The sequence below is a fragment of the Dissulfurimicrobium sp. genome (assembly GCF_049968175.1).
GTDB lineage: Bacteria > Desulfobacterota > Dissulfuribacteria > Dissulfuribacterales > Sh68 > Dissulfurimicrobium > Dissulfurimicrobium hydrothermale.
In genome coordinates this window covers 1-26,936 of sequence record NZ_JBMFRG010000005.1, presented here as the reverse complement: position 1 = coordinate 26,936, position 26,936 = coordinate 1, and the positions used below count along the sequence as shown (strand labels likewise).

Here is a 26,936-nt window from a genome sequence, read left to right as displayed (position 1 = left end):
CTTACTTGCCTATCTCAAGTGTCTTAAGCGCCATTGACTTGGCCGTATTTATGGCGGTGACATTCGCCTCATAGGCCCTTGAAGCGGTCATGATGTCCACCATCTGCTCCATAACATTCACATTCGGCAGCTTCACCATGCCATTCTGATCTGCATCGGGATTGTTGGGGTCATAGACCTCCCTGAAAGGATCTTTGTCTTCTACTATCTTGGCGACCTTTACGACCTGAAGCGCGTCAAGCCCTTGCGAGAACCTGTCGGCAAAAGACACCCCGCCGCCTCCCTGACCCGTCTTGTTATACGGCTCGGCCGAAAAGACCACCGACTTGGGCCTGTAAGGTCCACCGTCAACGGTCTTTGTGACGTCCGCGTTGGCTAGGTTCATCGCTGCCACACCAAGCCTCGTCCTCTCTGCGGAAAGCCCGTAGGCGCTTATCTTAATGGCTGTAAAGAGATTCATACCTTGCCTCCTTCAGTAATAGCTGTCTTTAACATTTCAAACTGTTTAATCAAGGACTGTACGGTCTCCTGGAACCGGATATTGTTTATAGCGAGCTCAGCCATCTCGCTATCAAGGTCAACGTTATTGGGCGTCCCTCTCTCGTCTGAACGGACAACAACCGCATCTGCGCCATAACTACCGCCTGCTGTCTGGATATGGGCCTTGTCAGTAACCGCCAGCGAAGAACCCCCCATAGAAATCATATGACCTTGCGATGGCGCCTTCAAGGACATAGCCAACCCGCCCGGAGGATTGTCCAAATAACGTGCCATTATCTCCTTAAAAGGGACATCTTTTGCCTTGTAACCTGGCGTATCGAGATTTGTTATGTTTGAAGTGATGACCGTATTCCTCAGGGTCTCAAGCTCGATAGCCCGCTCTAACGTATTGAATATCCTGCCGAAAAGCTGCTTCACAGCACCACCCCCATCTGTCGGTATTCTGACAGCTTGTTTCTAAGCGTCCTTACGCTGATGCCGAGGAGCTTTGCTGCATGCGTCCTATTGCCGGCCGTCTTTGAAAGGGCCCGCTTTATCATCTCGCGTTCGAGGACGCCGAGATTGACGATCTCGCCTTGAGACGCCACAACGTCCAAGGAAGAACTGACGCCCCCGGCCGTCGTATCAATCATGACATCGGCATCAGATTCATCGCCAAACATGTCGGCTGCCGTCACAACGCCTCCTGACGCAAGGAGCACGCCCCTCTCCACCGCATTCCTCAACTCCCTTATGTTTCCTGGCCACTGCATCGAAGTAATGGCCTTGATTGCATCCTTTGCAAATTCCAGTCCAACTTTTGCATATTGCTCAGAAAAAGACCTTAAAAAACACCCGGCAAGCAGCAAGAGGTCCTCTCTACGCTCCCTCAACGGGGGGAGTTTGAAGGAGATAACATTCAATCTAAAATAGAGATCCTCCCTGAATCGTCCAGAGGATATGAACGATTTTACATCCCTGTTCGTGGTGGCCACTACCCTCACATCGATCTTTACAGGACCGGTGCCGCCGAGCCTGTCTACCTCGCCCTCCTGAAGGACCCGTAAGAGCTTTGCCTGAAGCTGCGCCGCCATCTCCGTTATCTCGTCGAGCAACAAGGTGCCGCCATTCGCCAGCTCAAACTTGCCCAGTCTTCTGTATATGGCACCCGAAAAGGCCCCCTTCTCGTGGCCAAAAAGTTCGCTCTCTAGCAGCGTTTCCGGCAGGGCTGCACAGTTGACCGCCACAAACGGACCGCTTCTTTGGCTCATGCGGTGTATATATCTGGCCAACAGTTCCTTGCCGGTACCGCTTTCCCCCATAATCAAGACGGGGACACGGCTTGGGGCAATATTTGCCGCCTGGGACAGTATCTTTTTGACCCTGGGATTTGCAGTGATGATCTCGTGGCAATCTCCTGAACCGACAACATTGCCGTTGCCCGCCGGCAGCCCGCAGCCGGCCCCTTTCTGACCGACGCCTTTCAACTTAACCGGAGAAGGTCTGCCAAGCGCCCTCTTTACAGCCAGGACAAACGCCTCCATGTCAACTGGTTGACACAAAAAATCGGAGGCCCCTATCTGCATGGCCGCCACCGCATCTTCGATGACAGCGTTCCTGGCAAGCAATATAAAGCCAACCCCTCTATAGATATCCTGCAAGGCCCTTAGCAACTCGATACCATTTATCCCTCTTTTGGGATCATGGGCTATTATGACCAGTACAGCCCGGGCTTTTCTCAAGACATCCGCTGCGCCTGCAGCGTCGCCAGCGTTTACCGTATCCAAACCAAGCCCTTTTAGGCGATCGCGCATATCCCGCACCTCGTCATCGCCAAAAGAGACCAGCAAAACGCCGCCTTGCTTCGCCTCGGCTGCAAACACCCCCTGGCTCATCTGCCGCCCCCGCCGCTGTCCTGCCCAGTCCCCCTTTGGGCGTCTTTTTTTGTATGAAAGAGGTGTTTGGCTGGTCCGTTCAGGAGATCATCGGCCCCCAAGACAGCGGCGGCGGCCTCGGCCCATTGTCCTTTGCCCTTCGAGACCTCGCCCAACCTCTTCATAGCGGCATCGGTCATGCCTGCGCGGTATTCGGCAACGGCAAGCCTGAAGGTGCAGGATGGATCGTTCGGCTCTAGGGTCGTCAATTCGCTGTAAATTGCCCTAGCCTGGGTATAATCTCCGCGTCCAAATGCCTCGTCGCCCCATTCTGTCAAAAAACGTGCCTTCTCGACCCCAGAGAGCCTGCCCTTTATGCCCTGCCACAAAGACGATGCCTCGTCCCACCGGCCGAGATGGATGTCGGCCCTGAAGAGCATTGTCTCCAGCGCCTGCATCATACGGGCGGACGGTCCGAGACCGATGGCCTTTTTTGCCATCCGCCAGACCAAATTCCAATCCCCTTTCGATTGGGCGATTGCAGACCTGATCCACAGGGCATCCTGGTCTTGCTCAAGCCTCTTTGGATATCTGGCCTCCATGACGGCATAGACGGCCTCGGCCGATTCCATATCGCCTGAATCCACAGCCGTCCGGGCCCACGCAAGGAATAATCTGTGCCCGTTCGACGGACCAGCCTTCCATGCCTGATAAAACGCCCTCATGGCAGCCTCAGGACATCCGAGACTATCCCATGCAAGACCGACATAAATGAGATGTTCGGACGTGGAAAGCCAATCCGAGCCGTTTATAGACGAAAAGTGATAATTTAAGAGCGCAAGGGGTCTATGCGCATCAAAAAAGGCCTTGTCAAGGGCGAGGACCGCCTTTGCACCGGCCTCTTTTACATGCCCAACACCGAGACCGTCAGGGAATATCTTGACAAATGCCTTGGCCTCGCCCACTGCCTCGACAAATTCATCCTTGGCCATATACTGGTCTATGAGACCTGCCCAGACCCTCTGAGCGATATCTGACATCACAGGCCAAAAAGGACTTTGCTTGTCATTTCCGTCAAGAAACCCCCTTGCGGCATCCAGGCCGCCTTTAAGCCCCGAGACATCGGCCTTTGCCAGGATAGCGTCGGCGGCCATCGAGACCTCCTTCGAGACCGCCTTGACAAAGGCATCGTCTCCACCAAGTCTCGATGCATCCGCCACCATCTTCAATACATCAAGATATCTCCCGTTTTCGACCTTGAGCGACATGTAATCAATCATGGCCTCCTTGGCAATCGGGAGGCCAGGGGCCTCCCGGATGATCGTTGATAATATCTGTTCCTTTACAGGGTATTTATCTAAACCAAGGCGTGCTATCCTGGGCCCGGCCATCAACAGGATATTCAAGGCCCCTGTCCCCTTTTCGATCTCCATGACCCTGTATTTTGCAAAAACAGACTCCAAGGAATCAGGATACCTCTTGTTCAAAAGAAGATAGATCCGGACGGCGTCGAGCAGTCTTTTCTCTCGTCTGTACGACTCAGCTATGTTGTAAAGCACCTCAGCGTCCTGATCTGGCGACTGCACCAGGTTCAGATAACGCATCCATGTCGCCCTCGCCTCCGCCTCCTTCCCTTTGGCAGCCAAGACCTTCGCCTTCAAATCAAGGAATTTAGGGACACTGAGGCCGATGTCAGGGTCTGCATCCTCAAGCCTTGCCATCTCTACGGACACCTCGTTGATATTCCCGCCTTCAACCGCCTTGACGGCAAGCGCTATCCAGGCCGTTTTACCAACTAAGGTGTCAGGAAATTGACGTATAAGTTCCTTATAATAATCATTTTCGTCTTTTTTAATATTCAACAGCTTGGAATTTTTCATAAGTATCAAAAGGGCCTTTTGTCCCCACGGGCTATCAGGAAAACGTTTCGCCGTAGTCTTGAGATAGGTCACGGCCTCCGGGAGATAACCGGCCTTGAAATAGGCCTCGCCAAGCAGGCAGTTCGTCTCGGCGAATTCAACCGGATCGTTTGCAACCGCCGGAAGTATCTTGCGAAGCAGGGAGACCAGCTCAAAGGCCTTATGCCTGTCAGAGACAGGGGATGACTCGATCTCTTCTTGCAGGGCCTTGATCCTCGCCCTGACCCGTCCGAGGTCGCTTGGCGATCCTTGTGCGGACACGTCCTTTTCGGGCGATGCGGCACAGACCCTGCAAGGGCAGACGGTCACAGAAAAAACCAGGCACAAAAGACCTGTCAATACTCTATGCATGATACATCTTGACCTTAACCCTATCTTTGCGTACATCGGCATCTTAAATTAGAATCTATATCTATGATAGAATAAAGCAATCCGGATGCCACAGACAAAGATCTCCTGGCGCCGGCAGGGCAGGACAGAGGGAAACCGCTTTGGCCGATACGTGTCTATTCTCCATAAGTGTAATACTTGTCTGCTGGCTCCTGACATCCATCGCCTTTTTTGTGCATTGGCGCAGGTGTCATCTCGCCCTGGGGGACAGAAAGACACCGGTCGATCTATTATTAACCCTGGCGACGGAAAAGTCCAAGGAGGCGAAAGACGCAACGGAAAGGCTCCTAGCCGTGGCCGACGCCCTCGGGGTCGGTCTTGTTGAGATCCGCGGCGACGGGAGGGGCAGAAAGACAAAAAAAATAAACAAAATCGGCTCAAACCTCCTGCCATCCGTTGAATACGGAGACGATGGGCTGCACCGTCTCCTCAACGATATATCTGGAAACGAACCGGTCAGCCGACGGATTTCAAATAAGGTCCTCCAGTTTACAAAGATCCTCCAGAGAAACGACTGCAAGATCTTTCTTATACAGGATGTAACCGAGACCTTTATGGCTGCCAATAGGTTAAAAGGACAGGAAAAGCTGGCCCTTCTCGGCAAGATGAGCGCCAGGATGGCACACCAGATCAAGACACCCCTTTCAGTACTCGCTGGCTCTGCTCAAATGCTAGCGAGGGAGCTCGACGACCGCCCAGACCTCCAAAAAAAAGCCAACGGCCTTTACATGGAGGCCGAGTCACTTGCCAGACAGGTAAACGAAATAACAATGTTTTACGCCGGCAACACCGCACAACCGATTTTGACCGAGATATGCCTGACGCTGGAGCTGGTAAAGGCAAGGCTTGAAAACGAGACCGAGACGGCCGCCATCTCAGTGGATTGCCCTCATGGAATCAAGGCCTTCACAGATCCGGCGATCCTTTCGGACATACTCTTTCTTGTCGGACAAAACGCCCTGGCGCCGGAGGTCGGGGCCGGTATGGTAGCATTGAGGGCCGCCCTCCAAAACGACTGGATAGTGATCTCGATTGAAGACGATGGGTGTGGCATCCCTGCGCAGATAAGCCAAAGTCTGTTCGAACCATTTACCGGAACAAGGCAAGGCGGTCTGGGCCTCGGGCTCTTCCTTGCAAAAGATCTCGCCGAACGTATCGGGGCTACGCTTACCCTTAAAAAAAGCGGGCAAACCGGTACCTCTTTTGAATTGAAACTCGCTGCCGCCTGTGCAAGGCAAGACCAGCTGTGACCTGTATAGATGTGTAGCTCTCCGTTTGTTTGGCGTTTGTTCTCCTCCACACCCCTGGGTCAGGGATGCCCTCCAGGGATCCAGAATACGCAAAAACGGTCAAGGAAAACTCTAGATAGACGCAGACGCCGTCCGGCCCACTGCGTACTGTTGTTGCAAGGGATCCGCCCCACATTTTCTTAGATAAACCCTTAACGCCGTAATGGCGGCAGGGGTCATGCCCGGGATCCGCGAGGCCATTCCGAGGGTGCCGGGCCGTTGCTTCATGAGCTTTTCCCTTATCTCTGTCGAAAGCCCAGGTATCCTGGAATAATCGATTAAGGCCGGAAGTTCGACGGACTCCCATCTTGAAGCCCTTGTCGCCTCGACCTCCTGTCTCGCCACATAGCCTGAGTATTTCGCCTCGACCTCCACAAGCGATGCAACCTCCCCTGGGATACCTCTTACGGCAGGCAGATAATCCGCAATGTCATCGATGCCTATCTCAGGCCTTCTCAAAAGCTCCTCAAGCGTCATGGGCTGACCGATCGGGCTCGATCCAATGGATCGAAGCCATGAATTCACTTCCGGACCAGGCCTGAGCCTTATTTCCCTTAAAAGGGCCATTGCGCTGCCCAAGGCCTTTTCTTTCGCCTTGTAAGAGGCCCATCTGTCGTCATCAAGGAGCGCTATCGCCCTACCCAATCTTGAAAGGCGCAGATCCGCATTGTCTTCCCTGAGAAGCAATCTGAATTCAGCCCTTGATGTGAACATCCTGTAAGGCTCGTTTGTGCCTTTCGTGATCAAATCGTCTATCATGACGCCTATATAGCCCTGGGAACGGCCGATGACCACAGGCCCCTCGTCCTTGATCGCCCTTGCCGCATTGATCCCTGCAATGAGGCCCTGGGCCGCCGCCTCCTCATATCCTGACGTCCCGTTTATCTGGCCTGCAAAATAGAGCCCTTTGACAAGGTGTGTCTCAAGTGTCGGTTTGAGCTGGACAGGGTCTGCATAGTCATATTCGATTGCATAACCCGGGCGCAGGATCATGGCCTTTTCAAGCCCCCTTATACTCCTCACCATCTTGGACTGGACATCTATCGGGAGGCTCGTTGGTATGCCGTTCGGATATATCTCGACGGTATCAAGCCCCTGTGGTTCAAGGAATATCTGGTGCCTCGTGCGATCAGGAAAACGGAAAACCTTGTCCTCGATGGATGGGCAGTACCTGGCTCCGACGCCCTCGATAACGCCTGTAAAAAGCGGAGAGCGGTCACGGGCCGAGCGGATAATTTCATGGGTCTTTTCATTCGTATAAGTGATGTAACATGGTCTCTGGGGCAGAGGTATCTCTTTTGTAACAGAAGAAAAAGGATATGGTTTCGGATCACCCTCCTGGATCTCAAGACATTCAAAATCTATCGTATCCCTATGGAGCCTCGGCGTAGTGCCAGTCTTCAACCTTCCCATCTTGAAACCCAGCCCCCTCAAGGACCTACCGAGCCTGTTCGACGGCGGGTCCCCAAGCCTGCCGGCCGGGAAATGCTCAAGGCCGATGTGTATGAGACCGTTCAAGAACGTACCGGTGGTGACGATTACGACCCTTGAGTATATCTCCTCGCCTATCGTAGTGACCACACCCTTGACCCTGTTGTCGTGCACGAGTATGTGTCCTGCCATGGCCTGGTAGATGTAAAGATTTTTTTGGGATTCGATCACAGACTTCATCCTGAGACGATAGCGGAGCATGTCGGCCTGGGCCCTTGTGGCCCTTACGGCAGGCCCCTTCGAGGTATTGAGCCTCCTGAATTGGATGCCAGTTTCATCGATATTTCGGGCCATTTCACCACCAAGGGCGTCTATCTCACGGACCAGATGCCCCTTGGCAAGCCCGCCGACCGCCGGATTGCAGCTCATCGCGGCTATGGTATCCAGGTTTATAGTCAGAAGCAGGGTCTCAACCCCAAGCCTCGCGCTCGCAAGTGCGGCCTCGCAGCCTGCGTGCCCTGCACCGATAACTATTACGCCATATTTTTTGGGATGAATTGACACAGATATACCGTTTTATCTTTTGTGCTAGATTTGGTGTTTATATTCCCTGAAGCCCTCAACCAGATGTCTGAATGAGGTGGGTTTGTATTTCTCAAAGCTTTCTTCGTCTATGTAAACAAAGTCATAGGTCACATTCGACTGCACCCTGTTGATGTCCTCGCACCACTGCCTAAGCCGTTCCATCTTCAGCGGCACATCCAAGTCTTCCTGCCCTTTCGTTTCGACAATGACAATTCTCCTGTCGGACAGCTTGACCATAAAATCCGGGTAGTAGTTGGAGATGTCGCCATCTGCATTCACATAGTCCAGATTGAAATTCACTGCCAGATAATTTTTGGCGTAGGAGACCACGTCGTCGCAGTCTTCCAGGAAGCGGGCGAAAAGCAGTTCAAAATGGCTGTCGCCAATAATGCGGTTGAAGATGCTCTTCTTCGAGATAAGGTAGCCCTGATCTTTAACCACGAAGGGACGCGTCTGCCTGAGTTTTATCGTGTCGCGAATCCCGGCGTCGCCCTTGTCCCGAACGGTCAGCGCATTGATCGCCTTCTTGAAGGTTTCGATCAGGGTCTTGGTAGCGGCCAGTTCCGAGAGATTGCGCAAGGTATTAGGGTCTTCCAACTCCACCTGCCGGTCGAACAATTCAGCCGGGATGTATTTGGGCGCGATGTCGATGCCCTTGGCGCGGGCTTCGTCCAGCACGTTGGGAAACAGGCCCATCTCGAACTCAAAGCCCAGGATGTCCACGCGGCTTATGTGCTTCTTGCGGCATTCCAGAATGATCTCCTCCACAAACAGTCGCGTAACAGGCAGGTTGACCGGCCCCACTGATACCAGCCGCCCGGCCTTCTTGCCGTGGAATGTCTGGAAGCCATCAGTCTTCTCGGCGCGGTAAGCGCGCAGGATCAGGTCAACGAAGGCGGCCTCCTTCTCCTCCAGTTGTTTTTGTTTTTCCGCCTCACGCAGGTTGGGGTTGACTCCGATGTAGTGCTGGCGCTCGTACTTGCCCAGGTTGAGGATTTCGAAGGCGCGGTAGTCCTTGCCTTCTTTCTTGAGCTGGCGCTGGACACCGATCATCCGCTTGCGCGTGGTGTGAATGGCGAACTTGCCTAGGTCGCTGACGATCCACTTGCGACCCAGCTTCTCCGCCACGGCCGCCATCGTCCCCGAACCGCAGAAGAAATCGGCTATGAGATCGCCTTCGTTGGATGAGGCTTTGATGATGCGTTCGAGCAGGGCTTCGGGTTTTTGGGTGGGATAATCAACGCGCTCATTGGCTTGAGGATTGACGGGCGGGATGTCATCCCATACCGAATCAACAATGTCGCCTTCTACTTCGTCCAAATAGATGATTCGAGTACCACCGCCCGTCGGATTGACATCATCTCTGTATTTACGTCCATCCGTGTCAGTCTTCCAACGCTTCAAATATTCTTCGCTATGAGGCCGAAATTGGGTATGCCAAATGAAACGGTCTCTCGTCTTACGATATGAGATTATGTCATCATGTTTCTGAGGAAACTTTTTGGCCGTTTTACGCTTAAATGAGAAGTAAGACCATATGACTTCGTTTAAAAAACAGTCTGACGCAAAAACTTCATCCAACACTCCACGAAGATAGTGATGCACCCTCCAGTCGCAATGGACATAAATACTCCCATCATCCGCCAGCAGATCGCGCATGAGGATGAGCCGCTCGTAGATCATGGCGATGAAGGAATCCGCGCCCTTGCCCCAGGTGTCGCGGTAGGCGATCTCTTCTAGGATGTTGGGCTTCTTGGTGAAGGTGTCGCCGCCGATCTCGATGTCCATTGAGAAATCCGCGCCCAAGTCAAAGGGCGGGTCAATGTAGATCAGCTTGAGACCGCCCTGCTTTTCGATCTCCTCGCGCAGGGGGCCGTTTTTAAGGGAAGAGAGGATGAGCTTGTTGTCACCCCAGATCAGCTTGTTGGTCCAACCCTTGAGCTGGCCGCCCCGGTTGTCCATATCGAAAAGCCCGAGTTGCAGGGAGGCGGGCTTTTCCGCCCGCGGCTCGTCCACCTGCTCGATCACCTGAAAGGGCAGCACCACGTTGCAGACCTCGCCGGTCTTGCCGTTCCAGACCAGCTCGACCTCGCGCCTATCCTCGAACAGCAGGAAACGAAACTTGTCCGGCAGGGGGCTGCCCGCCTCGATAAAGCGGACAATCTCCTGTTTTTCCTGTTCGGTCAGTTGAGCCATGGTATTTATCTTAATCCTGTTTTTTCTGGATCAACAAGCCTTTTCGCATCTTCCCACAGCCTGTCAAATTCGTTCTGCGGCAGACCGGAAAATTTTATTCCGTTAATCCTTGCCAGCTCCTCCATGGTCTTAAAACGTCTTATAAAGCGATCCACTGTTTCGCTTAACGCCTCTTCCGGGTTTATCTCAAGGAGTCTCGCCATGTTCGCGACGGCAAACAGAAGGTCTCCCAGCTCATCCTTTATATTTTCATGCGTTCCTGAGCCGATGGCTTCCTTGAGTTCCGTCTCCTCTTCCTCTATTTTTTTCCAGATATCTTCGACCCCCTTCCAGTCAAAACCGATCCTTGACGCCCTCTCGCCCACTCGAAACGCCTTCTGAAGCGCCGGAAGGACCTTTGGAAGCCCTCCAAGCGCACTCTCGGTCCCGCCTTTTTGTCTGGATTCCTCGGCCTTTATGACCTGCCAGTTGTCAATGACATCCTGGGTCCCCTTTACCTTGACATCCCCGAATATGTGCGGGTGTCTCCTTATCATTTTTACCGACACGGAATCCATGGCGTCTTTTATGCCGAAGCACCCCTTCTCCTCATACATCTCCGCCACAAAAATGAGGATGAAAAAGAGGTCTCCCAGCTCTTCCCTGACCGCCTCGGCATCGCCGTCTTCAACGGCCTCAACAAGCTCATAGGCCTCTTCAAGGATATATTTGCACACGGACCGCGGGGTCTGCTCCCTGTCCCACGGACAGCCGTCAGGCGCACGGAGCCTCTTGACGATCCCCTTGATCTTAAAAAAACCCTCCCCTTCTGTTCCGATCTCTTTATTCGTCATAGCCCTTGTTTAATAACCCGCCTTAATCATCTTGAAAAGCCTGGCCGCCCATGATAACGTTATTTTATGACTATAAAAGACAAGGCAAAATCAGGCGTCATCTTACCACTCATAGATCAATGCGCCAGAGATGAACGGGTCGATCCGAGAGATCTCGCCCGCGATGTCGGCTCAGGCGTTGCAGTGATCCCACACAACCGCCACGCGAACCTTAAGCGCCCAGCGGCTATCGGTAGGGGCCTTTCGACAAAGATAAACGCCAACATCGGCACATCCAAAGATCATCCAGACATCGATACTGAACTTGAAAAACTCAAGGTCTCGCTCGAGGCAGGGGCGCATGCGGTCATGGATCTGTCCACCGGCGGCCCAATAAAGGAAATAAGGCAGGCCATAAGAGAGGCGTGCCCCGTGCCGCTCGGCACCGTACCTATATATCAGGCGGCGGTCGAGACGGTCGAGGTCCACAAGCGTGCCATCCGCGAAATGGAACCTGACGACATCCTGCGCGTCATAGAAGAACAGGCCATAGAAGGCGTGGACTTCATGACCATCCACTGCGGCCTCACCTTGGGGGCGCTTGACCGGCTCAAGTCCGACAGGCGCACCATGGGTATCGTAAGCCGAGGCGGGTCATTCGTCTTCGAATGGATGGTCCACAACAAGAAGGAAAACCCGCTCTACGAACGTTTCGACGACATCCTGGCCATAGCAAGGGAACATGAGGTCACATTGAGCCTGGGTGACGCCTTGAGGCCGGGCTGCATCGCAGATGCATCCGATGGCGCACAAATACACGAACTCATCATCCTCGGCGAGCTCACACTGCGGGCCTGGGAAAAAGGCGTACAGGTGATGATCGAGGGGCCAGGCCACATGCCCATGGATCAGATCCCTGCAAACATGCTTATTCAAAAGCGGCTCTGTCACGGGGCGCCATTCTATGTCCTAGGCCCCCTGGTGACGGACATCGCCCCTGGATACGACCACATCACAAGTGCCATAGGTGGGGCGATCGCCGCCGCCTCTGGCGCAGACTTTTTATGCTATGTCACCCCAGCTGAGCACCTGAAGCTCCCCTCCCTGGACGATGTCAAAGAAGGGGTTATAGCCTCACGGATTGCAGCCCATGCTGCGGATATCGTAAAGGGGGTGCCAGGGGCAACTGAAAAAGATAGAGAGATGGCCGAGGCGCGTCAGAGGCTTGACTGGCAGAGACAAATCGATCTCTCCATAGATCCGATCAAGGCCAGACTCTACTGGGAAGAAGGCAGGGCCTACAACAAGGGTCCGACCTGTACCATGTGCGGTGAGTACTGCGCCATAAAGACATTCAGGCGGGCTATCTCAAGGTGTGACAAAAAGGGGGGCGATGCGGTCTAAAAAACGCCTGCTCTCGATAGCAGGCTCTGATCCGAGCGGCGGGGCCGGCATCCAACAGGACATAAAGGTCTTTACGGCCTTGGACGCATACGGCGCAGCGGTGATCACGGCCCTGACCGTCCAAAACACCCTTGGTGTAAAGGACGTTGTGCCCATAGATGCAGACCTTGTTGCAAGACAGGTCGAGGCGGTACTCGAAGACATAAGGCCCGACGCCATAAAGACCGGGATGCTCGCCAACCCGGAGACTGTAGAGGCCGTCTCCCGCACTGTCTCGTCATTAGCAAGGGATGCAATGCTGGTTGTTGACCCTGTGATGACTGCAAAGGGCGGTGCGGCCCTCCTTGAAAAGGGTGCGGTCTTCGCCCTGAAAGACCGCCTCTTGCCCCTTGCTGATGTCGTAACGCCGAATATCCCTGAAGCAGAGACCCTGCTCGATAGACGGATACCGGATGCCGGAGCCATGTCCAGGGCGGCGCTTGACCTCCTGCATCTGGTCAAAAAAGGTGGCGCGGTGGTCTTGAAGGGCGGTCACCTTGAAGACGGCATGGCGCTGGATGTGGTTGCAACCCCAAACGGTGTAACTGAATTGCCGCACGACCGCATCCATACCACGCACACACACGGTACCGGCTGCACATTCGCATCCGCGCTCGCTGTATTCCTTGCCAAGGGCTGCAACGTGATTGAGGCCGCCGGAAAGGCCAAGGCCTTTGTGACAACGGCAATCAGGGGGGCGTTTAAAATAGGCCGCGGTATCGGGCCCACCAACCCCATCGCCCCACTTGAAAACAAACTTGAGAGGTTTGATGTCATCAAATGTCTCGAAGAGGCTGCAAGTCGCCTCTCTTCTATTCCATGCAGGGCGCTTGCGCCTGAGGTGCAAATAAATATCGGCTATAGCCTCCCTTGGCCTGATTCCATCATGGATGTGGCTGCGTTTCCGGGGCGCATCATAGGTTTCAAGAACGGTGTCAAGGTGGTCTCATGTCCTGAATTCGGGGCATCGAGCCATGTCGCCCGCATAATACTGACCGCCATGGGTTTTGATCCGGCATTCAGATCGGCCATGAATATCCGCTTCGACGAGGATTATATTAAAAAGGCTGCCGGACTTGGGCTTGCGGTTCAAGAATTTTCAAGGGATGAAGAGCCGGAAGACATGCGCGTAAGAGAGGGTTCGACCCTCTCCTGGGGGGTAAGAACGGCCATAGAGAGGGCAGGCCGGGTGCCTGATCTGATATTCGACCGGGGCGCAGCGGGCAAGGAACCCATGATCCGGCTCCTTGGGAAGGACCCTGCCGGAGTGGTCGAAAAGGCCCTCAAAATAGCATCAATCGCTTTATGAAGATACCCGCAAAAGAGATAACGGAAGTTGCAGAGGAGCTGGTGCAGCTCGCAAATTTCTACCTCCCCGAGGACGTCTTGGCCGTGCTATCTCAGGCCCTTGCAAGGGAATCATCGCCTACGGGCAGACTCATCCTTAATATGATCCTTGAAAACAGCCGCATTGCGAGGCGGGACCACCTCCCCATCTGCCAGGATACAGGGATCAACGTACTCTTCGTTGAGATAGGAAGGTCTATCTCGATCGACGGCGGCCTCATCCATGCGATAAACCAGGGGGTGGCGTCAGGCACACGCAAGGGATATCTGAGATGTTCTGTCTGTGACCCGATAACACGCAAGAATACGGGCGACAACACCCCGGCTGTAATCCACGTTGAACTTACAGACCGGGATGACCTCGTTATAGAGTGCCTGCCAAAGGGCTGCGGGAGCGAAAACATGAGCGCCCTCTTCATGCTGCCGCCTTCAACCGGCGTTGACGGCATAGTGAAGGCAGTTGTGGACACTGTCTTAAAGGCAGGCCCGAATCCATGCCCGCCTGGGGTGATTGGCATCGGGATCGGGGGGACCATGGAACGTGCCGCTATCCTTTCCAAAAAGGCCCTTTTGAGACCCATAGGGACACCCAGCCCGAGGGACGAGCTTGCAAGGCTTGAAGCCAGACTCCTGGACGAGATAAACCGCTTGGGGATTGGCCCGCAAGGGCTTGGCGGGCATATAACCACCCTTGGCGTGGCGATCGAGGCCTGTCCGTGCCACATTGCAAGCCTGCCCGTGGCCGTAAACATCCAGTGCCATGCGGCTAGACATGCGAAGGCCGTCTGGCATGACGGCCGATGGACCGTGGGGACGGATGTCAGCCCCACCGCCGACCAAACGGATGTAGAATGCAGATATGCGCCCTTTAGTCAAGACAAGGTCATAAGCATTGAACTCCCAGCCCGGAAGGAGATACTCTCCGGTCTAAGGGCGGGTGACTGGGTCCTTTTGAATGGTCTGCTCTATACTGGCCGCGATCAGACCCACAGGCGCCTTGTCAAACTCCTGGATCAGGGCCAACCCCTGCCTGTGGATCTCAAAGGCCAGACTATCTACTATACCGGGCCGTCTCCGGCCAGACCTGGAAGGGTTATAGGCTCGGCAGGCCCAACCACCAGCTACCGCATGGACGCCTATATGCCAAGGCTTCTGGAGGAGGGGATCGTCGCCACGATCGGCAAGGGCCGCCGCTCCCTGGAGGTGCGTGAGGCCATGAAACGCCATGGTGCGATCTATCTCGCCACGATAGGCGGGGCAGGGGCCTATCTTTCACACTGCATAACCAGATGCGAACTCGCGGCCTTTCCTGAGCTCGGCCCTGAGGCCATGTACCGTCTCCAGGTAAGAGACCTCCCAGCCGTCGTAATAAACGATGCAACAGGCGCTGATCTCTACGAAGAGACAGCGAGACGACGAAACAAAACCTACATGCCCTCTCACTGAGCGACCGTCGACCTCCATCCCGTGTCTTCCCTCCATCTGATAGGGAAGCGGCAGGTCACCGTAGTCCCCTTGCCCTGAACGCTCTCTATCTCGATATCACCCTGATGTTCTTCCAATATCTCCTTTACCAGAAAAAGCCCTAGGCCTGTACCTCTAGGCTTGGTGGTAACAGGGGCGGCAAAGAGCCTCTTCTGCACGTCAGGCGGTATCCCTGGGCCCTGGTCTGAGATTACTACCGCGGGCTTACCCTTCTGTCGCGTGATTGCCACACGGACAACCCCACCGCCAGGCGACGCCTCAAGGGCGTTTCTCAATATGTGAAAAAGGGCGGTCTTCAAAACCCTCCTGTTGGCCATGATCTCTATGCGGTCTTCTGGCATGTCCGCCATAAGGGTTACGCCCTTCTTCAAAAGACTCGGCCGCCAGGTATTCAACACCTCGTTCACAATCCCCTTTAAATCCTCCCTGGCAAAAGACCTCACTTCTTTCTCGGCCAGCTCCTCAAAACTCTTTACAAATTCCTCGAGCTCAACAACACCCTGTCGAATAACCTCGAGCCTGCGCCTGGTCTCCTGCCCGACAGCCGGATCTTTTTTAAGTATCGCCCTTATGAGGCCGCCGATCACCGTCACAGGATTACGTATCCGGTCGGCTATCCTCAGGGCCATCTGGATGGTGGCGTGTTCCCTGGCCATTATTTCAAGGTCCTGGCCGAGCTGCAGGAGCTCCGAATTCATCCTATCCAACTCCCTGTTTTGAACGGTGGTCTGTTCAAGAAGCCTCAAGACCTCTTCATGTTTGAGCCTCAGGTTCTCAATATAAGACTCCTCAGTGTCTCTGAAAAGTTCATTTCTGAGGGAGACCTCTTTCTGACTTATCTCCTCCCACGGCCGTCTTATCCCCCATTTTATCGCCTTGACCTTGAGCGGCGCCCCATGGACGCCTGATTGGATCTCCACATAATCAAGAACGCGCTTGAGGCCGGAGACGGCGCGCAGCTTGCCCAGATCTTCTATGTCAAGCGGACACGTCCCGTCGCTGAAGGCCGATGGATCGCAAGCCCTTTTCCCCTCGAAAAAAAGCTCTATCCCACCCTGGTCCTGGCCTATAGGGGGTCCGATCTTGCAACAGACGATCCTAAAAGTAACGATCCCTCCACCCGACATCCTAACGATGAGGCGGGCCATCTCCGACGCTGACGTCCCGACCTGTGCTGTCGCCACCCGGTCCAGACCACACATCCGGCAAAGCAATTTGGCCTTCATGCGAACCTTTGGGATATCGTCCTGTCTCTTCACGACGAGCGTAAGGACATGGAGCCTCTTGTCTATCTTGTCTATGTCTTTGTCTTTGTTCGTCGCCACTTCCATACCGCCAGCGATGCGTCATCCTCAGAGGATGATTCGGGATTGAAAAAAAGATGCGCCCATATGCCGGACGGGATGGGCTTGAGCGCAATCTCCGGAGGGAGATCCGGCATGGGCCTGACCCCGTCCGAATGCATGAAGCAAAGTACCTGTGAACTGAAATTGTATATCTCAAATCCCTTTCGAGCCAAACGGCCGTTTCCGAGCACGCCCGGTCTTGATGTCAGCCCGCGCCTTATGCCGTCCAGATATAATGTGCAATTCACATTGCCTATGCCCGCAGCAGCAACCTTTGAAAGACCTCGGTCAAGCACCAGGACGTGGACAGACGCCCCGTCTGAGCCAGCAAGGGCCTCGCCGGCAGCCTCAAGGACCCTATCCAGCCCAATATTCAACGGAAGCGCTGCCAGGACGTCTATGACCGTCTGAGCCGTCCTGGCAGCGGATATCCCATGCCCCGTCGCATCGATAAGCGCCATGCGGCAGAAACAGCCGTCGTCCTGGCAGTAAAATGCGTCACCAGAATATGTCTCGCCTGGATAAGGACGGATCAGTGCCGAGACATCGACCTCGTCTATTTTTTGTATCTGCGACCCTGCAAAGTCATTGGTCTCTTCATTCAGCGGGCAGACATCCAGGCAGGTCTTGGTCGCATGGTCAAAGAGAACCGCAATCGCCACCGTACCGAAACGAAAATCAACACCGAGGTCAGGACATGGAGAGGTCCCGACCATCGTCGAGCAGATGTAAAACCTGTCAGAAAGGCGCCTTACCGTCCCAAGCCCGACCCCGAGCCCGCCTGATGTGCTGAAACCATCCTTCATGGCCTCCTTTACATCCTGGATCCCAGGGCCTTCGTCAAGGCTTGCTATGCCAAGTTGCGGGGTACTGTTAAGGACCAGGCCGCTTATGCGGATCAGGCCGTTTCTGGTATGGTGTTCAAGATGATTTTGCGCAAGTTCGCTCGCCACAAGCACAGCCTCTTTTATCCTTGCCCCAGAGAAAGACAACCGATCCGCAGCCACGGCCGCAAGCTGCCTTGCGATGACCACATCTTCAGGCCCTGTTATCCTGATTTCAGCCCATACAGGCGGCGTCTTCAGATGATCCACTTTATGACCTCCACCTGTGTACCGTGCGGAAGCAGTGTCGAGATGCGGACGTCGTCAGAGAGGTTGCCGATGGCGGACATCCCGAGACCAAGGCCCTTGTCCTCTGAAAAACCCGGTTCAAGGGCCTTTTCGAGGTCAATTATCCCTGGGCCCGAATCCCTAGCTACAATCCTAATGCCGGTCCTTTTGCCCGTTTTCAGAACGCTCAGGCATATCTCGCCGCCGCCTCCAGCATGTCTCAGGATATTCTGCCCAAGCTCGTTTATAATGGTAAATATCTCCGTCCGCACCGGTTCCCTTATGCCCAATATCTTGAAAAACCCCCTCGCCTCCGCCCGGATCAGGCTCAGCCCATGGGCATGATCAACCACGGCGCAGGTCTCTTTCTCTATATCCAGCCCGAACATCAGCAGACTATACTAAATATGGAAAGGACCTAAGCATATGCCGCCGTCACCTGTTCAGTTTTGCAAGCGCCTGTTCGACATCAAGTGCAAATCCCACCCCTTTCAACCTGATATCAAAGTCGATAAGGGCGAGGATCACCGGCGCCTGAAGCCCGGCCACCATGACCTTTGCCCTAAGAAGACTGAGGAACGAGACAAGCCCTGCCAGGTGTTCGGCAAGAAAGGTATCAACTATCTCGACGTCATGGAGATCGATTATCACAGCCCTTGCATTTTTTTCAGCCACACGTTCGCCAAGGAGCCCGGTAAGGGACTTTATACTCCGGTCGTCAATCTCCTCCTGGACCGAAACCAGAAGGCAGTCACCCAGCGAAAAGATTGAAAACGGCTCCATTGCGTGCTAACCCCGCCCAAGCTTTCCATTGGTGACCAGGTCTATGGAGCTCATCTTCTTTTGTATCTCAACTATGGCCAGATGAAGGGCGTCGCTCATACGGCTACGTACCGTAATGTTGGACATATTCACGCCAAGGTGCGCCATGGTAAGGGCTATGTGCGGGGAGATGCCTGTAAGTATGGCCTCACTGCCCATCAGGCGCACGGCGTCCACCGTCTGCAGGAGCCGGTTCGCAACCTCCGTATCCACGGTCGGCACCCCTGTTATATCAATGATGACAAATGGGGACCTTGTGCGCTCGATGACCTCCAGGAGACGCTCCATGGCGAGACGCGCCCTGTGGCTATCTAGTGTCCCGATAAGCGGCAGGGCCAGTACACCTTCCCAGAGTTCTATCACCGGCGTGGAAAGCTCGAGTATCTCATCCTGTAGGTGGCGGATGTCTTCCTCGCGCTTCTTTATAATCTCCTCCTGCTGCCGCTGGATCAGGTGTTCCTTTTCCAGGCGGTCCGAGATATCGATGAAGTGCTCGACACAGCCCACCACCTTGCCTTCGTGGTTTTTTAAAGGCCTGGCCGCATATTCTATGGGGATCTCTTTTCCGTCATGGCGGAGCACCGTCTGGCCGTGACAGACATCATCTGTGACCGTTGCGACAAGGCAGGCGCACTTGTCCGTGCCGCACATGGGGGTATCAAATATCTCGCTGCACTTGCGGTCAAAACAGTCCCCTGGCGTACGCCCCACCATGGCTGCCGCGCCCTTGTTGATGATCTGGATATTGTGCTCAAGGTCTGTAACGAATATACCGGACGGGACGGCGTTTATGATCTCGAACATGAAGCCCTCATCGGCCTTGTAATCGGTTATATCCATTGCAGCACGCCTCCTTTAAGTTTTATATACATCCCCTCTAGGGCCTATATGTTTATATCTCATAGAGAATCAAGTTCTATGTAGGCCTCTTTTTTACCCTTGTCTCTATCCATTTTTGCCTGTCTAAGGTCTTCTGTCACCTCGTTATCCAGATCCAACCCCAACAATTCTTCCATTTCTATAATCCTTCCATGAAATAATTACCCCGGCAGGCCTGCCCTTTATAATTTTTTTATGAATAGTAAGCATAATATCGCCTCCAACATTTTAAATTATAGCATAATTTTTATCTTATCATGCCTTTTTTGGTATGCACAGGGTGAATCTCGCCCCCTTGCCCTCTTCCGATTGAACACCTATCTCTCCGCCCCATCCCTGAACGAGCCTGTGGACTATCGCAAGCCCGAGGCCTGTTCCGTCCGGCCTTGTGGTGAAAAACGGGTCGAATATCCGGATGAGGTCATCCTTTTTAATACCGCAGCCATTGTCTTCGATGGTTATCATGACAACGCCGTCCTCCTCCATGGCCTTGACCTTGATCCTGCCTCCCTTGCCCTGTATAGCCTGATGTGCGTTCAAGATGATATTGAGTATGACCTGCCTGAACTGACCTGGATCAATATCCATCACGAGGTCATCCGGGATGTCGATCTCAATCTCAACCCCCGGGTTTTTTGACCCCTTGATCCCTGGCGCTGCCCGGCTCTGCCCTATCAGGGCGAGGCTCGATTCAAACTCCCGCCGCACATTTATACTGGCGCTCTCCCTGCCCTCGGGCCTTGCATAGAGCAGAAATGACCTGGTAAGTCCGTTCAGCCGCTCCGCCTCCCTTGCTATTATGTCAAAGAGCCGTTCGCCGTCCGGGTGCACAAGGCCCTGTTCCCTTAAAAATTCCACCGCCCCGGAAAGAGATGCAAGCGGGTTCCGGATCTCGTGCGCAAGCCCTGCCGCCATCCCGCCCAGTGCGGCGAGGCGATCCATACGCCTCAGCGCCTCTTCCCTGGCCTTTTCACCTGTGATGTCCTGAAATATGAGGCCAAAGCCCAACAGCCTCCCACCGTCACCCAGGAGAGGGAAAGGCGACATACCCACTATCTTCGCCTGGCCGTCAGGCCCTTTGTGCCCGAGTTCAAGCCTCCCGCCCCTCACAGCCGCGCCCTTGTCGTCGAAAAGCCTCTTCGCGCCCTCAGGCCAGACCTCCGAAAGCGGCGCGCCGAGACGGTCCTGCACGTCTTTACCGAGTATCTGCACGGCTGAGCGGTTGACGGTAAGCACAAACCCGTTTTCATCTACAACTATAAGGCCCAAGCTCAGGCTGTCGGCCAGGTGGCGGTGGACCTCTTCTATCCTCTTCAGGTCAACAACCGCCCTTGAAAGCCTGGCCTCGGCGCGCATCAGGCGCTGGACAAGGAGTATCCCTAGAAACGCCGTAAGATTGAAGGCCGCCATGTGGATAAAAAAGGTAAGTGCGGCGTCAATAATATCCCTTTCCCCGCTGACACCCCACAGGGATGCCATGGCGTAAAAGACGGTGCTCAAGAGGGCAGCCATGGTCCCTCCGACCCTGCCCTCGACTAGGCAGGCCGAGACTATGACCAGCGGATAGAGAAAGGTGAACGGGCTTGAGGTCCGGCCCGTCAAGAATATGGCAAGCCCCACCATCAGGGCGTCCAACGCGATCTGGGCCTTGAAGAGCCACTTTCCGCCCCTGCCAGCCCTGTACCAGAGGTTATAAAAGAGGGTAAGGAAAAGGGCCGCGCCTGTCAGCATGACCCCCCAGAGACGACCCTGCCCTCCGGCGAACTGCCCAGGCATGAAATAGCCTATCAGGGCGGCAAAGACGATCAGGAGCACCCTTACAGCAATGAGCCAGTAAAACCAGCGCGGTTCAATCGGGGCCTGTCCGCTAGAGGCCATGTTTTGCCAGCCTGTACCTGAAGGCGCGGAAATTCATGCCAAGGAGGGCCGCGGCCTCGGTCTTCACGCCGTTCGCCCTCTTAATGGCCTTCAAAAGGAGCCTCCTCTCGATCCCGGCCAGAAAGGCCTCCATATCCAGCCCTTCGTCAGGAATATCAGGGTCGATTTGCAGGGTGTCAGCATCTTTTGTATCAGGGTCTCTTTTGCCCCCCTCTTTAAATCTCGATATGGAGAGGCTGTCCGGCAGGATGAGATTCGAGGCCGCAAGCGTAACGCTGCGCTCGATGATGTTTTCAAGCTCCCGCACGTTTCCAGGGAAATGGTAGCCTGTCAGGGCCTCCATGGCATAGCTTGAGATGCCCTGTACCTCTTTGCCCTGTTCTTTGGAGTACTTGTCCAGAAAATATTGCACAAGAATGGGGATGTCCTCCTGGCGTTCCCTCAAGGGGGGCATGTGGATATGGATGACATTCAGCCTGAAGTACAGGTCTTCCCTGAAACGCCTTGCCATGACCTCTTCTTCGAGGTCCCTGTTCGTGGCGGATATGATCCTCACATCCACCCGGACCTCGCGCTCGCCGCCAAGGGGCGTAAAGGTCTTTTCCTGCACGACCCGCAGGAGCTTAGCCTGAAGCGCCATTGAGAGCTCACCTATCTCGTCCAGGAAGATCGTACCCTTATCGGCCTGTGCAAAGAGACCACGCCTTGCCGCGAGCGCCCCTGTAAACGCCCCCCTTTCATGGCCAAAGAGCTCGCTCTCAAGGAGGTTCTCAGGTATACCGCTCGCATTCACCACCACAAAGGGCATCCCGGCCCGGTTTCCAAGGTTATGGATGGCCCTGGCTACAAGCTCCTTTCCCGTGCCGCTCTCCCCGGTTATGAGGACACTCGACGGGCTCGATGCAACCCTTGGTATGAGTTCAAAGATCTTGAGCATGGCCGGGCTTGCGGCAAGCATCCGGTCACACCTTGCCGCCTTCGGGGCCTTTTCAGGCAGATATGCCCCCACAGCCTCTGCGCCCCCCGAAACAGTGCCGCCCTTATTGCCTGCGTTGAACGAAACGGCCTGCCTTATCACCTTGCGTATCTCGTCTATGCGGAAGGGCTTGGTAATGTAGTCCAGGGCGCCCTCTTTCATGGCCGAGACGGCCGAGTCCATGGAACCGAAGGCCGTGATGAGGATGACCGGCGTCTGCGGCCGCACCTTCTTGACCTCCCGAAGGAGCGCAACGCCGTCCATGCCAGGCATGCGGATGTCGCTCAAGACCACCGAGACGTCGGCCCTGTCTTTCAATATCCCAAGGGCCTCATCACCCGAAGCAGCAAGGACCACGTCATAACCATCTTTTTGAAGGAGTATCTCAAGAAACTCCCTCAGGCTCCGGTCGTCGTCCGCCACGAGGACCACAGGCCTGCCGGGGGACGGCGCTGCAAGTTTCGATTCCTTCATCGGCCACCGCTGTAACAAACTCGGGATATCGCGCTCCGCGCACCCGTGTCCAATATTTGATTTTATTTTACACCTAGACAACACAAAAAAACATGGTATTAAAATAGTAAAGATGCTGAGATTGCGTCAAGGGCCTTTGGTTGCTCAATTTTTTATTGACAACTCAAAGGTTCCTGTATAATAACTTAACTAAACAAGCAATCGCGCCGGCAATAAATGGGTCGGGATGTTGTTGATGATTTTTTGCTGGTCTATCAGAAAGATATTGACAGCGTGTTTTGTTTGACATAGTTTTGTGGCTGTATTACGGTTTTACAGTTATTCAGGCTGAAAGGCCCCCGATTTTAAACTAAAGGGTTCAGACAACCGAATAATATTAATCAGTATCAGTGTCGATCAAGGCGTAAAACAAACACGACGTGAATACATTAAAAAACACAAAGATGACGACCGACGCCCGAAAGACGAGAATTTACCTGCTTACCTGCCTCCTGGCGATAGGGGTCTGCCTCTCGGCATGCGCTGGTCTTCAACAAAAGACCTCTGAAGAACGTCTCCTTTCAAGGGCCAGGTCCTACTGGGCTGCAGTGGCAGCGGGTGATTACGTCTCTGCATATCAATACGAAGAGGTCTCAAAGACAGGGGCCCAGCCCATAAGTGCATACGTGAGAAAGGCCGGGCTTATCTATAAGTCCGCCGAAGTCACCGGCGCAAAGATCGAGGGTGACAGGGCGACGGTTGACGTCAAGATCGGCTATATCATACCTGCGATGGGTTCGCATGTGTTTAATACAGACGCCAAAGACGTCTGGGTTGTAATAGACGGAGACTGGTATCATCACGCTGAAGGGATCATGAAAGATCTTAAACGGATTGAAAGCGGTGAAAAGCGATGAAAGGAGGTGGTAAGAGGGAGTGCAGGCCGATACAGGCAGGTCCGAAGGTTTACAGGTTTAACAGGTTGTAAGATTTCGATTTTTGGTCTAAGATTCAAAAAAGTTTCTCAAACAAGTCAAAAACAAACAAAACAAGGAGGATTTCAGGATGAAAAAGATTTTTTCTCTCTCACTCAGTCTTGTTGCAGCATTGATGCTTGCAATGTGGTCAAGCCAGGCGGGGGCCATAACGCTTGGTACGTATGAGGCAGGTGCGCTTGTGCCGTTAGTGATACACAATGGATCAAATGTAAATACAGTAGTAGGTATTACATTGGCAGATGGTACCACTGCAGGCAACCCGCAAACAGTTTGCTGGGCCTTCTTTAACTTCAACAGCATGCACATAACTAATCGTTGCTTCACCATGACATCAAATGATATGTATCTCTTTAACTGGCAGAATGAGTCAGGTATCGGACTTGCAAATACGGAGGGCTATATCGCCTTTACTGTCACTAGTACTGCTGCTAAGATTTCAGCCAACGCATTCATGGTTGACTCAACTACCCGTGACGCCATCTACGTACCGGTACTGCCCCTTAAGACGACTGATATGATAAATCCTGGCACCACCGCATTTGAAGTAATAAGTGCAGCCAATGGCAGCGCACCAGGCAACAGAGTTGATATCCGCTACTGGATTGACCCGGCATACCAGGCAACAACAGCCATTAAAATCTGGTCGGTAGGTGATATGAGCAAGGGTCAGTGGAACAATCCCGACAATCCAGCGGGTGCTATCTATCCTCTGGTAATCTATGATAATAATGAGAACAGAAAATCTGTAAACTTCTACGCCAAAAACGCTGAGCTAAATACGATTGACCCCAGCAAACTTCAGGGTCTTCCAACGAACTTCATAGATGGGTTTGTTAGATTTTATCTGCCAACAGCAGCTGACCTATGCACAGATAGAAATGATCCGTGCACAAATGACGTTCAGTATAATGGAACCCCTGGTCATACTGATAAAAACAACATGCTGGTCTTCAGCTATGTTGACTCAAACCTGATCGGTGCCGCCCAGACCATGCTTGCTGGCGAAGGCTCATCCACTCTACTTCCATAGTAACGTAGGATGCGCTGAGGGAACTCCCCCCTGTGCCCCCCTCAATGAGGGGGGAGAAGCGCATCGTTCGAGCAACAACCTGAAAAGGCGGGGTTTTACCCCGCCTTTTTTTATTTTCATTTCATCACCTATCCACCCCGCTCGCGGGAAACTCCATGGGCGGGTTTTTGTTTAACCCCTTTGGAGAACAAGAATATCTGCGCCCACAAGGGCATAAATTACCCTATAGTCACCAATACGATACTTGCGTAGCCCGGCAAATTGACCTTTGAGTACCGGATGCGATTCAGGTTTCTTCGTAAGCCCTTGTTCTATTTGGTCAAGGATGCGGCTGGCCTCAGCTTTTGACAACTTCTTGAGATCGCGATGTACCGACTTCTTGTAGACAACGTTATAAGCCAAGTGACTCCCTCAGTTCTTTGCCGGAAATGATAGCATCACCCTTGTCGTAGAGCCGATCGAGTGCGATCTGAAGATCGGCAAAATCTTCAATGTATGACTCTAGCGCTTTCTGGATAATAAAGGAGCGCGGCCTCTCAGTTTCTTTGGCTATGCTGTCGAGCTGATCGACGAGATATTTGGGAAGCCTAACAGATATTGCTGTATTCATAGTGCATCTCCTGTCATTGATGTATTACATCTGTACACAGGAGAATGGCAGAAAATTGCTGATGCCTGTTAATTATTTGTTGCCACCCCATTTATTTGGTGCTGATTTAGACATCAAATACAACACCAATTCATCTGGAACGGCCTAGCGATTCCGGATTATTCCGATTATATTATCTGCCTATGGATCTTAGTAATATCATACAAAAACTCGCCATACTTGTCCCACCCATACTCCTGGCCGTAACAGTGCATGAAATGGCCCACGGATGGGTGGCATACCGCCTTGGGGACCCGACGGCCAAGATGCAGGGGCGTCTTACCTTCAACCCCATCCGCCACCTGGATCCGGTCGGGACCCTTGTCTTCTTTATGACCCAGACCATAGGCTGGGCAAGGCCTGTGCCGGTTGATCCGCGCTATTTCAAGTCGCCAAGAAGAGACATGATCTGGGTCTCGCTGGCAGGGCCTGCGGCCAACCTGATCCTTGCAGCCCTTAGCGCCTTGCTTTTAAGGGAGACGGCTGGTTTTCTGCAAGGGATATGGGGCCCTTCTCTGTATTTTGCCCGGCCCCTTGTGTATATGGCCTATGTGAGCGTCCAGATAAACATAGGGCTTGCGATATTCAATCTGATCCCTATCCCGCCTTTGGATGGGAGCAAGGTGCTGATAGGGCTCTTGCCCCTTAAACTTGCAATCTGGTATGAGCAGTTTGAACGCTACGGCTTTATTCTCATACTTATCCTTGTCTTTACAGGGGTCACAGGGCGCATTATAGTCCCGCTGATCATCTATTTGAACAGATTGTTCCTGGGCGTGATACCCTAAATACCTATATCTAGTTGAGGACTGTTATGCAAAGGGTGCTTAGCGGCATGAGGCCGTCGGGCAGGCTTCATATCGGGCATCTGCACGGGGTGCTTGAGAATTGGAAAAGGCTTCAGCGGACTTATGAGTGTTATTTTTTTGTAGCTGATTGGCACGCTCTTACGACGAACTATGAAGATCCCAGCGCCATATATGGCAATATAGGCGAGATGGTCCTTGACTGGCTCTCTGTCGGCATAGATCCTGATAAATCCACCATCTTTTTACAGTCGGATATAAAAGAACATGCTGAGCTATACCTCCTTCTATCCATGATCACCCCGGTCCCGTGGCTTGAGCGCAATCCAACCTATAAGGAACAGCGTGAGCAGCTGACAGATAAGGACCTTTCGACCTTCGGTTTCCTTGGATATCCTGTTCTTCAGGCGGCGGATATAATCATATACAAGGCACACAAGGTCCCAGTCGGGGTGGATCAGCTTCCTCATGTGGAATTGACCAGGGAGATCGCGAGGAGGTTCAATTATCTCTATGGAGAGGTGTTCCCGGAGCCTGACGCCCTTCTGACCGCTGTTCCAAAACTGCCTGGCCTTGATGGTAGAAAGATGAGCAAGAGTTATGAAAACTCCATCTTTATTACCGATCCGCCTGCAGTCATAAGAAAAAAGATCTCGACTATTGTCACGGACATTGAACGCCCGAGAAAGGACGATCCTGGCGATCCTGAGAGGCGCTGCGTGGCCTTTAATCTCCA

The 26,936-nt window shown here is 53.5% G+C and carries 24 protein-coding genes; 8 read left to right on the top strand and 16 right to left on the bottom strand.

Going from position 1 to position 26,936, the window contains the following annotated elements:
* Window position 1 precedes the first annotated feature (1 nt).
* The 4 genes from flgC to ACP5SG_RS01130 are packed head-to-tail and all read right to left on the bottom strand — an operon-like array spanning window position 2 to window position 4,624.
* The gene (gene flgC / locus ACP5SG_RS01145) at window positions 2-460 is read right to left on the bottom strand and encodes a flagellar basal body rod protein FlgC (protein WP_237888709.1); all 459 of its coding nucleotides are present in this window, start codon (window positions 458-460) and stop codon (window positions 2-4) included.
* Window positions 457-918 (bottom strand): flagellar basal body rod protein FlgB, encoded by a 462-nt coding sequence (gene flgB / locus ACP5SG_RS01140; RefSeq protein WP_237888710.1) that lies wholly within the window; start codon window positions 916-918, stop codon window positions 457-459. The genes flgC and flgB overlap by 4 nt, the downstream gene beginning before the upstream one ends.
* Window positions 915-2,375 (bottom strand): sigma-54-dependent transcriptional regulator, encoded by a 1,461-nt coding sequence (locus tag ACP5SG_RS01135; protein WP_237888711.1) that lies wholly within the window; start codon window positions 2,373-2,375, stop codon window positions 915-917. The genes flgB and ACP5SG_RS01135 overlap by 4 nt, the downstream gene beginning before the upstream one ends.
* Window positions 2,372-4,624 (bottom strand): tetratricopeptide repeat protein, encoded by a 2,253-nt coding sequence (locus tag ACP5SG_RS01130; protein WP_424661594.1) that lies wholly within the window; start codon window positions 4,622-4,624, stop codon window positions 2,372-2,374. The genes ACP5SG_RS01135 and ACP5SG_RS01130 overlap by 4 nt, the downstream gene beginning before the upstream one ends.
* Before the next feature lie 140 nt (window positions 4,625-4,764).
* Here ACP5SG_RS01130 and ACP5SG_RS01125 point away from each other — a divergent pair, with 140 nt between their 5' ends.
* Window positions 4,765-5,913: a sensor histidine kinase gene (locus ACP5SG_RS01125; protein WP_237888713.1), complete on the top strand. Its 1,149-nt coding sequence runs from the start codon at window positions 4,765-4,767 to the stop codon at window positions 5,911-5,913.
* Window positions 5,914-6,024: 111 nt separating this feature from the next.
* Here ACP5SG_RS01125 and mnmG read toward each other — a convergent pair whose 3' ends face one another.
* From mnmG to mazG, 3 genes are read right to left on the bottom strand one after another with little or no spacing between them, the layout of a single operon-like run.
* On the bottom strand, window positions 6,025-7,953 hold the full coding sequence (gene mnmG, locus ACP5SG_RS01120; RefSeq protein ID WP_237889955.1) for a tRNA uridine-5-carboxymethylaminomethyl(34) synthesis enzyme MnmG: 1,929 nt from the start codon (window positions 7,951-7,953) through the stop codon (window positions 6,025-6,027).
* Between the two features lie 18 nt (window positions 7,954-7,971).
* A complete protein-coding gene (locus tag ACP5SG_RS01115; RefSeq protein ID WP_428121207.1) occupies window positions 7,972-10,164 on the bottom strand; it encodes a DNA methyltransferase in 2,193 nt (730 codons plus the stop codon).
* Between the two features lie 5 nt (window positions 10,165-10,169).
* Entirely contained in the window at window positions 10,170-10,997 is an 828-nt protein-coding gene (gene mazG, locus ACP5SG_RS01110; protein WP_424661596.1) for a nucleoside triphosphate pyrophosphohydrolase, read from the bottom strand.
* A gap of 66 nt (window positions 10,998-11,063) precedes the next feature.
* Here mazG and thiC point away from each other — a divergent pair, with 66 nt between their 5' ends.
* The 3 genes from thiC to ACP5SG_RS01095 are packed head-to-tail and all read left to right on the top strand — an operon-like array spanning window position 11,064 to window position 15,212.
* Complete coding sequence (thiC, locus tag ACP5SG_RS01105; RefSeq protein WP_424661597.1) at window positions 11,064-12,380, top strand: phosphomethylpyrimidine synthase ThiC; 1,317 nt, start codon at window positions 11,064-11,066, stop codon at window positions 12,378-12,380.
* Entirely contained in the window at window positions 12,370-13,728 is a 1,359-nt protein-coding gene (gene thiD, locus ACP5SG_RS01100; RefSeq protein ID WP_237888717.1) for a bifunctional hydroxymethylpyrimidine kinase/phosphomethylpyrimidine kinase, read from the top strand. The genes thiC and thiD overlap by 11 nt, the downstream gene beginning before the upstream one ends.
* Complete coding sequence (locus tag ACP5SG_RS01095) at window positions 13,725-15,212, top strand: fumarate hydratase (protein ID WP_237888718.1); 1,488 nt, start codon at window positions 13,725-13,727, stop codon at window positions 15,210-15,212. Before thiD ends, ACP5SG_RS01095 begins: the two co-directional genes overlap by 4 nt.
* Here ACP5SG_RS01095 and ACP5SG_RS01090 read toward each other — a convergent pair.
* The 7 genes from ACP5SG_RS01090 to ACP5SG_RS01060 form a co-directional block, all read right to left on the bottom strand.
* Window positions 15,206-16,576: a sensor histidine kinase gene (locus ACP5SG_RS01090; protein ID WP_428121200.1), complete on the bottom strand. Its 1,371-nt coding sequence runs from the start codon at window positions 16,574-16,576 to the stop codon at window positions 15,206-15,208. The genes ACP5SG_RS01095 and ACP5SG_RS01090 overlap by 7 nt on opposite strands.
* Window positions 16,549-17,691, bottom strand: coding sequence for an ATP-binding protein (locus tag ACP5SG_RS01085; RefSeq protein ID WP_237888720.1), 1,143 nt, complete (start codon window positions 17,689-17,691; stop codon window positions 16,549-16,551). Before ACP5SG_RS01085 ends, ACP5SG_RS01090 begins: the two co-directional genes overlap by 28 nt.
* Window positions 17,679-18,098, bottom strand: a complete 420-nt coding sequence (locus tag ACP5SG_RS01080) for an ATP-binding protein (RefSeq protein ID WP_237888721.1) — start codon at window positions 18,096-18,098, stop codon at window positions 17,679-17,681. The genes ACP5SG_RS01085 and ACP5SG_RS01080 overlap by 13 nt, the downstream gene beginning before the upstream one ends.
* 46 nt (window positions 18,099-18,144) lie before the next feature.
* Complete coding sequence (locus ACP5SG_RS01075; protein WP_428121194.1) at window positions 18,145-18,492, bottom strand: STAS domain-containing protein; 348 nt, start codon at window positions 18,490-18,492, stop codon at window positions 18,145-18,147.
* A gap of 6 nt (window positions 18,493-18,498) precedes the next feature.
* Window positions 18,499-19,371 carry an STAS domain-containing protein gene (locus ACP5SG_RS01070; RefSeq protein WP_424661859.1) on the bottom strand — a complete coding sequence of 291 codons (873 nt, stop codon included), beginning with the start codon at window positions 19,369-19,371 and terminating at the stop codon, window positions 18,499-18,501.
* Window positions 19,372-19,665: 294 nt separating this feature from the next.
* Window positions 19,666-21,288: an ATP-binding protein gene (locus tag ACP5SG_RS01065; RefSeq protein WP_428121190.1), complete on the bottom strand. Its 1,623-nt coding sequence runs from the start codon at window positions 21,286-21,288 to the stop codon at window positions 19,666-19,668.
* Entirely contained in the window at window positions 21,278-22,738 is a 1,461-nt protein-coding gene (locus ACP5SG_RS01060) for a sigma-54-dependent transcriptional regulator (RefSeq protein ID WP_428121187.1), read from the bottom strand. Before ACP5SG_RS01060 ends, ACP5SG_RS01065 begins: the two co-directional genes overlap by 11 nt.
* A gap of 443 nt (window positions 22,739-23,181) precedes the next feature.
* Here ACP5SG_RS01060 and ACP5SG_RS01055 point away from each other — a divergent pair, with 443 nt between their 5' ends.
* Window positions 23,182-23,634, top strand: coding sequence for a hypothetical protein (locus tag ACP5SG_RS01055; protein ID WP_428121184.1), 453 nt, complete (start codon window positions 23,182-23,184; stop codon window positions 23,632-23,634).
* 148 nt (window positions 23,635-23,782) lie between these two features.
* A complete protein-coding gene (locus ACP5SG_RS01050; RefSeq protein WP_428121181.1) occupies window positions 23,783-24,745 on the top strand; it encodes a hypothetical protein in 963 nt (320 codons plus the stop codon).
* A gap of 171 nt (window positions 24,746-24,916) precedes the next feature.
* On the opposite strand, the gene ACP5SG_RS01045 is transcribed toward ACP5SG_RS01050, so the two are convergent.
* Both ACP5SG_RS01045 and ACP5SG_RS01040 read right to left on the bottom strand, forming a co-directional pair.
* Window positions 24,917-25,147: a type II toxin-antitoxin system RelE family toxin gene (locus ACP5SG_RS01045; protein WP_330873297.1), complete on the bottom strand. Its 231-nt coding sequence runs from the start codon at window positions 25,145-25,147 to the stop codon at window positions 24,917-24,919.
* On the bottom strand, window positions 25,137-25,355 hold the full coding sequence (locus ACP5SG_RS01040) for a ribbon-helix-helix protein, CopG family (RefSeq protein WP_237888728.1): 219 nt from the start codon (window positions 25,353-25,355) through the stop codon (window positions 25,137-25,139). Before ACP5SG_RS01040 ends, ACP5SG_RS01045 begins: the two co-directional genes overlap by 11 nt.
* A 182-nt stretch (window positions 25,356-25,537) precedes the next feature.
* On the opposite strand from ACP5SG_RS01040, the gene ACP5SG_RS01035 reads away from it, so the two are divergent.
* Window positions 25,538-26,182 (top strand): site-2 protease family protein, encoded by a 645-nt coding sequence (locus ACP5SG_RS01035; protein WP_424661232.1) that lies wholly within the window; start codon window positions 25,538-25,540, stop codon window positions 26,180-26,182.
* Between the two features lie 26 nt (window positions 26,183-26,208).
* The coding region (trpS, locus tag ACP5SG_RS01030) for a tryptophan--tRNA ligase (protein ID WP_428121174.1) at window positions 26,209-26,936 on the top strand (728 nt) is incomplete at its 3' end.

Excerpts from the sequence above, each read along its gene's own strand:
- flgC (WP_237888709.1), bottom strand. The coding sequence starts at position 460 with ATGAATCTCTTTACAGCCATTAAGATAAGCGCCTACGGGCTTTCCGCA.
- ACP5SG_RS01135 (WP_237888711.1), bottom strand. The coding sequence starts at position 2,375 with ATGAGCCAGGGGGTGTTTGCAGCCGAGGCGAAGCAAGGCGGCGTTTTG.
- ACP5SG_RS01130 (WP_424661594.1), bottom strand. The coding sequence starts at position 4,624 with ATGCATAGAGTATTGACAGGTCTTTTGTGCCTGGTTTTTTCTGTGACC.
- ACP5SG_RS01115 (WP_428121207.1), bottom strand. The coding sequence starts at position 10,164 with ATGGCTCAACTGACCGAACAGGAAAAACAGGAGATTGTCCGCTTTATC.
- mazG (WP_424661596.1), bottom strand. The coding sequence starts at position 10,997 with ATGACGAATAAAGAGATCGGAACAGAAGGGGAGGGTTTTTTTAAGATC.
- thiC (WP_424661597.1), top strand. The coding sequence starts at position 11,064 with ATGACTATAAAAGACAAGGCAAAATCAGGCGTCATCTTACCACTCATA.
- thiD (WP_237888717.1), top strand. The coding sequence starts at position 12,370 with ATGCGGTCTAAAAAACGCCTGCTCTCGATAGCAGGCTCTGATCCGAGC.
- ACP5SG_RS01095 (WP_237888718.1), top strand. The coding sequence starts at position 13,725 with ATGAAGATACCCGCAAAAGAGATAACGGAAGTTGCAGAGGAGCTGGTG.
- ACP5SG_RS01080 (WP_237888721.1), bottom strand. The coding sequence starts at position 18,098 with ATGTTCGGGCTGGATATAGAGAAAGAGACCTGCGCCGTGGTTGATCAT.
- ACP5SG_RS01075 (WP_428121194.1), bottom strand. The coding sequence starts at position 18,492 with ATGGAGCCGTTTTCAATCTTTTCGCTGGGTGACTGCCTTCTGGTTTCG.
- ACP5SG_RS01070 (WP_424661859.1), bottom strand. The coding sequence starts at position 19,371 with ATGGATATAACCGATTACAAGGCCGATGAGGGCTTCATGTTCGAGATC.
- ACP5SG_RS01065 (WP_428121190.1), bottom strand. The coding sequence starts at position 21,288 with ATGGCCTCTAGCGGACAGGCCCCGATTGAACCGCGCTGGTTTTACTGG.
- ACP5SG_RS01060 (WP_428121187.1), bottom strand. The coding sequence starts at position 22,738 with ATGAAGGAATCGAAACTTGCAGCGCCGTCCCCCGGCAGGCCTGTGGTC.
- ACP5SG_RS01055 (WP_428121184.1), top strand. The coding sequence starts at position 23,182 with ATGACGACCGACGCCCGAAAGACGAGAATTTACCTGCTTACCTGCCTC.
- ACP5SG_RS01050 (WP_428121181.1), top strand. The coding sequence starts at position 23,783 with ATGAAAAAGATTTTTTCTCTCTCACTCAGTCTTGTTGCAGCATTGATG.
- ACP5SG_RS01040 (WP_237888728.1), bottom strand. The coding sequence starts at position 25,355 with ATGAATACAGCAATATCTGTTAGGCTTCCCAAATATCTCGTCGATCAG.
- ACP5SG_RS01035 (WP_424661232.1), top strand. The coding sequence starts at position 25,538 with ATGGATCTTAGTAATATCATACAAAAACTCGCCATACTTGTCCCACCC.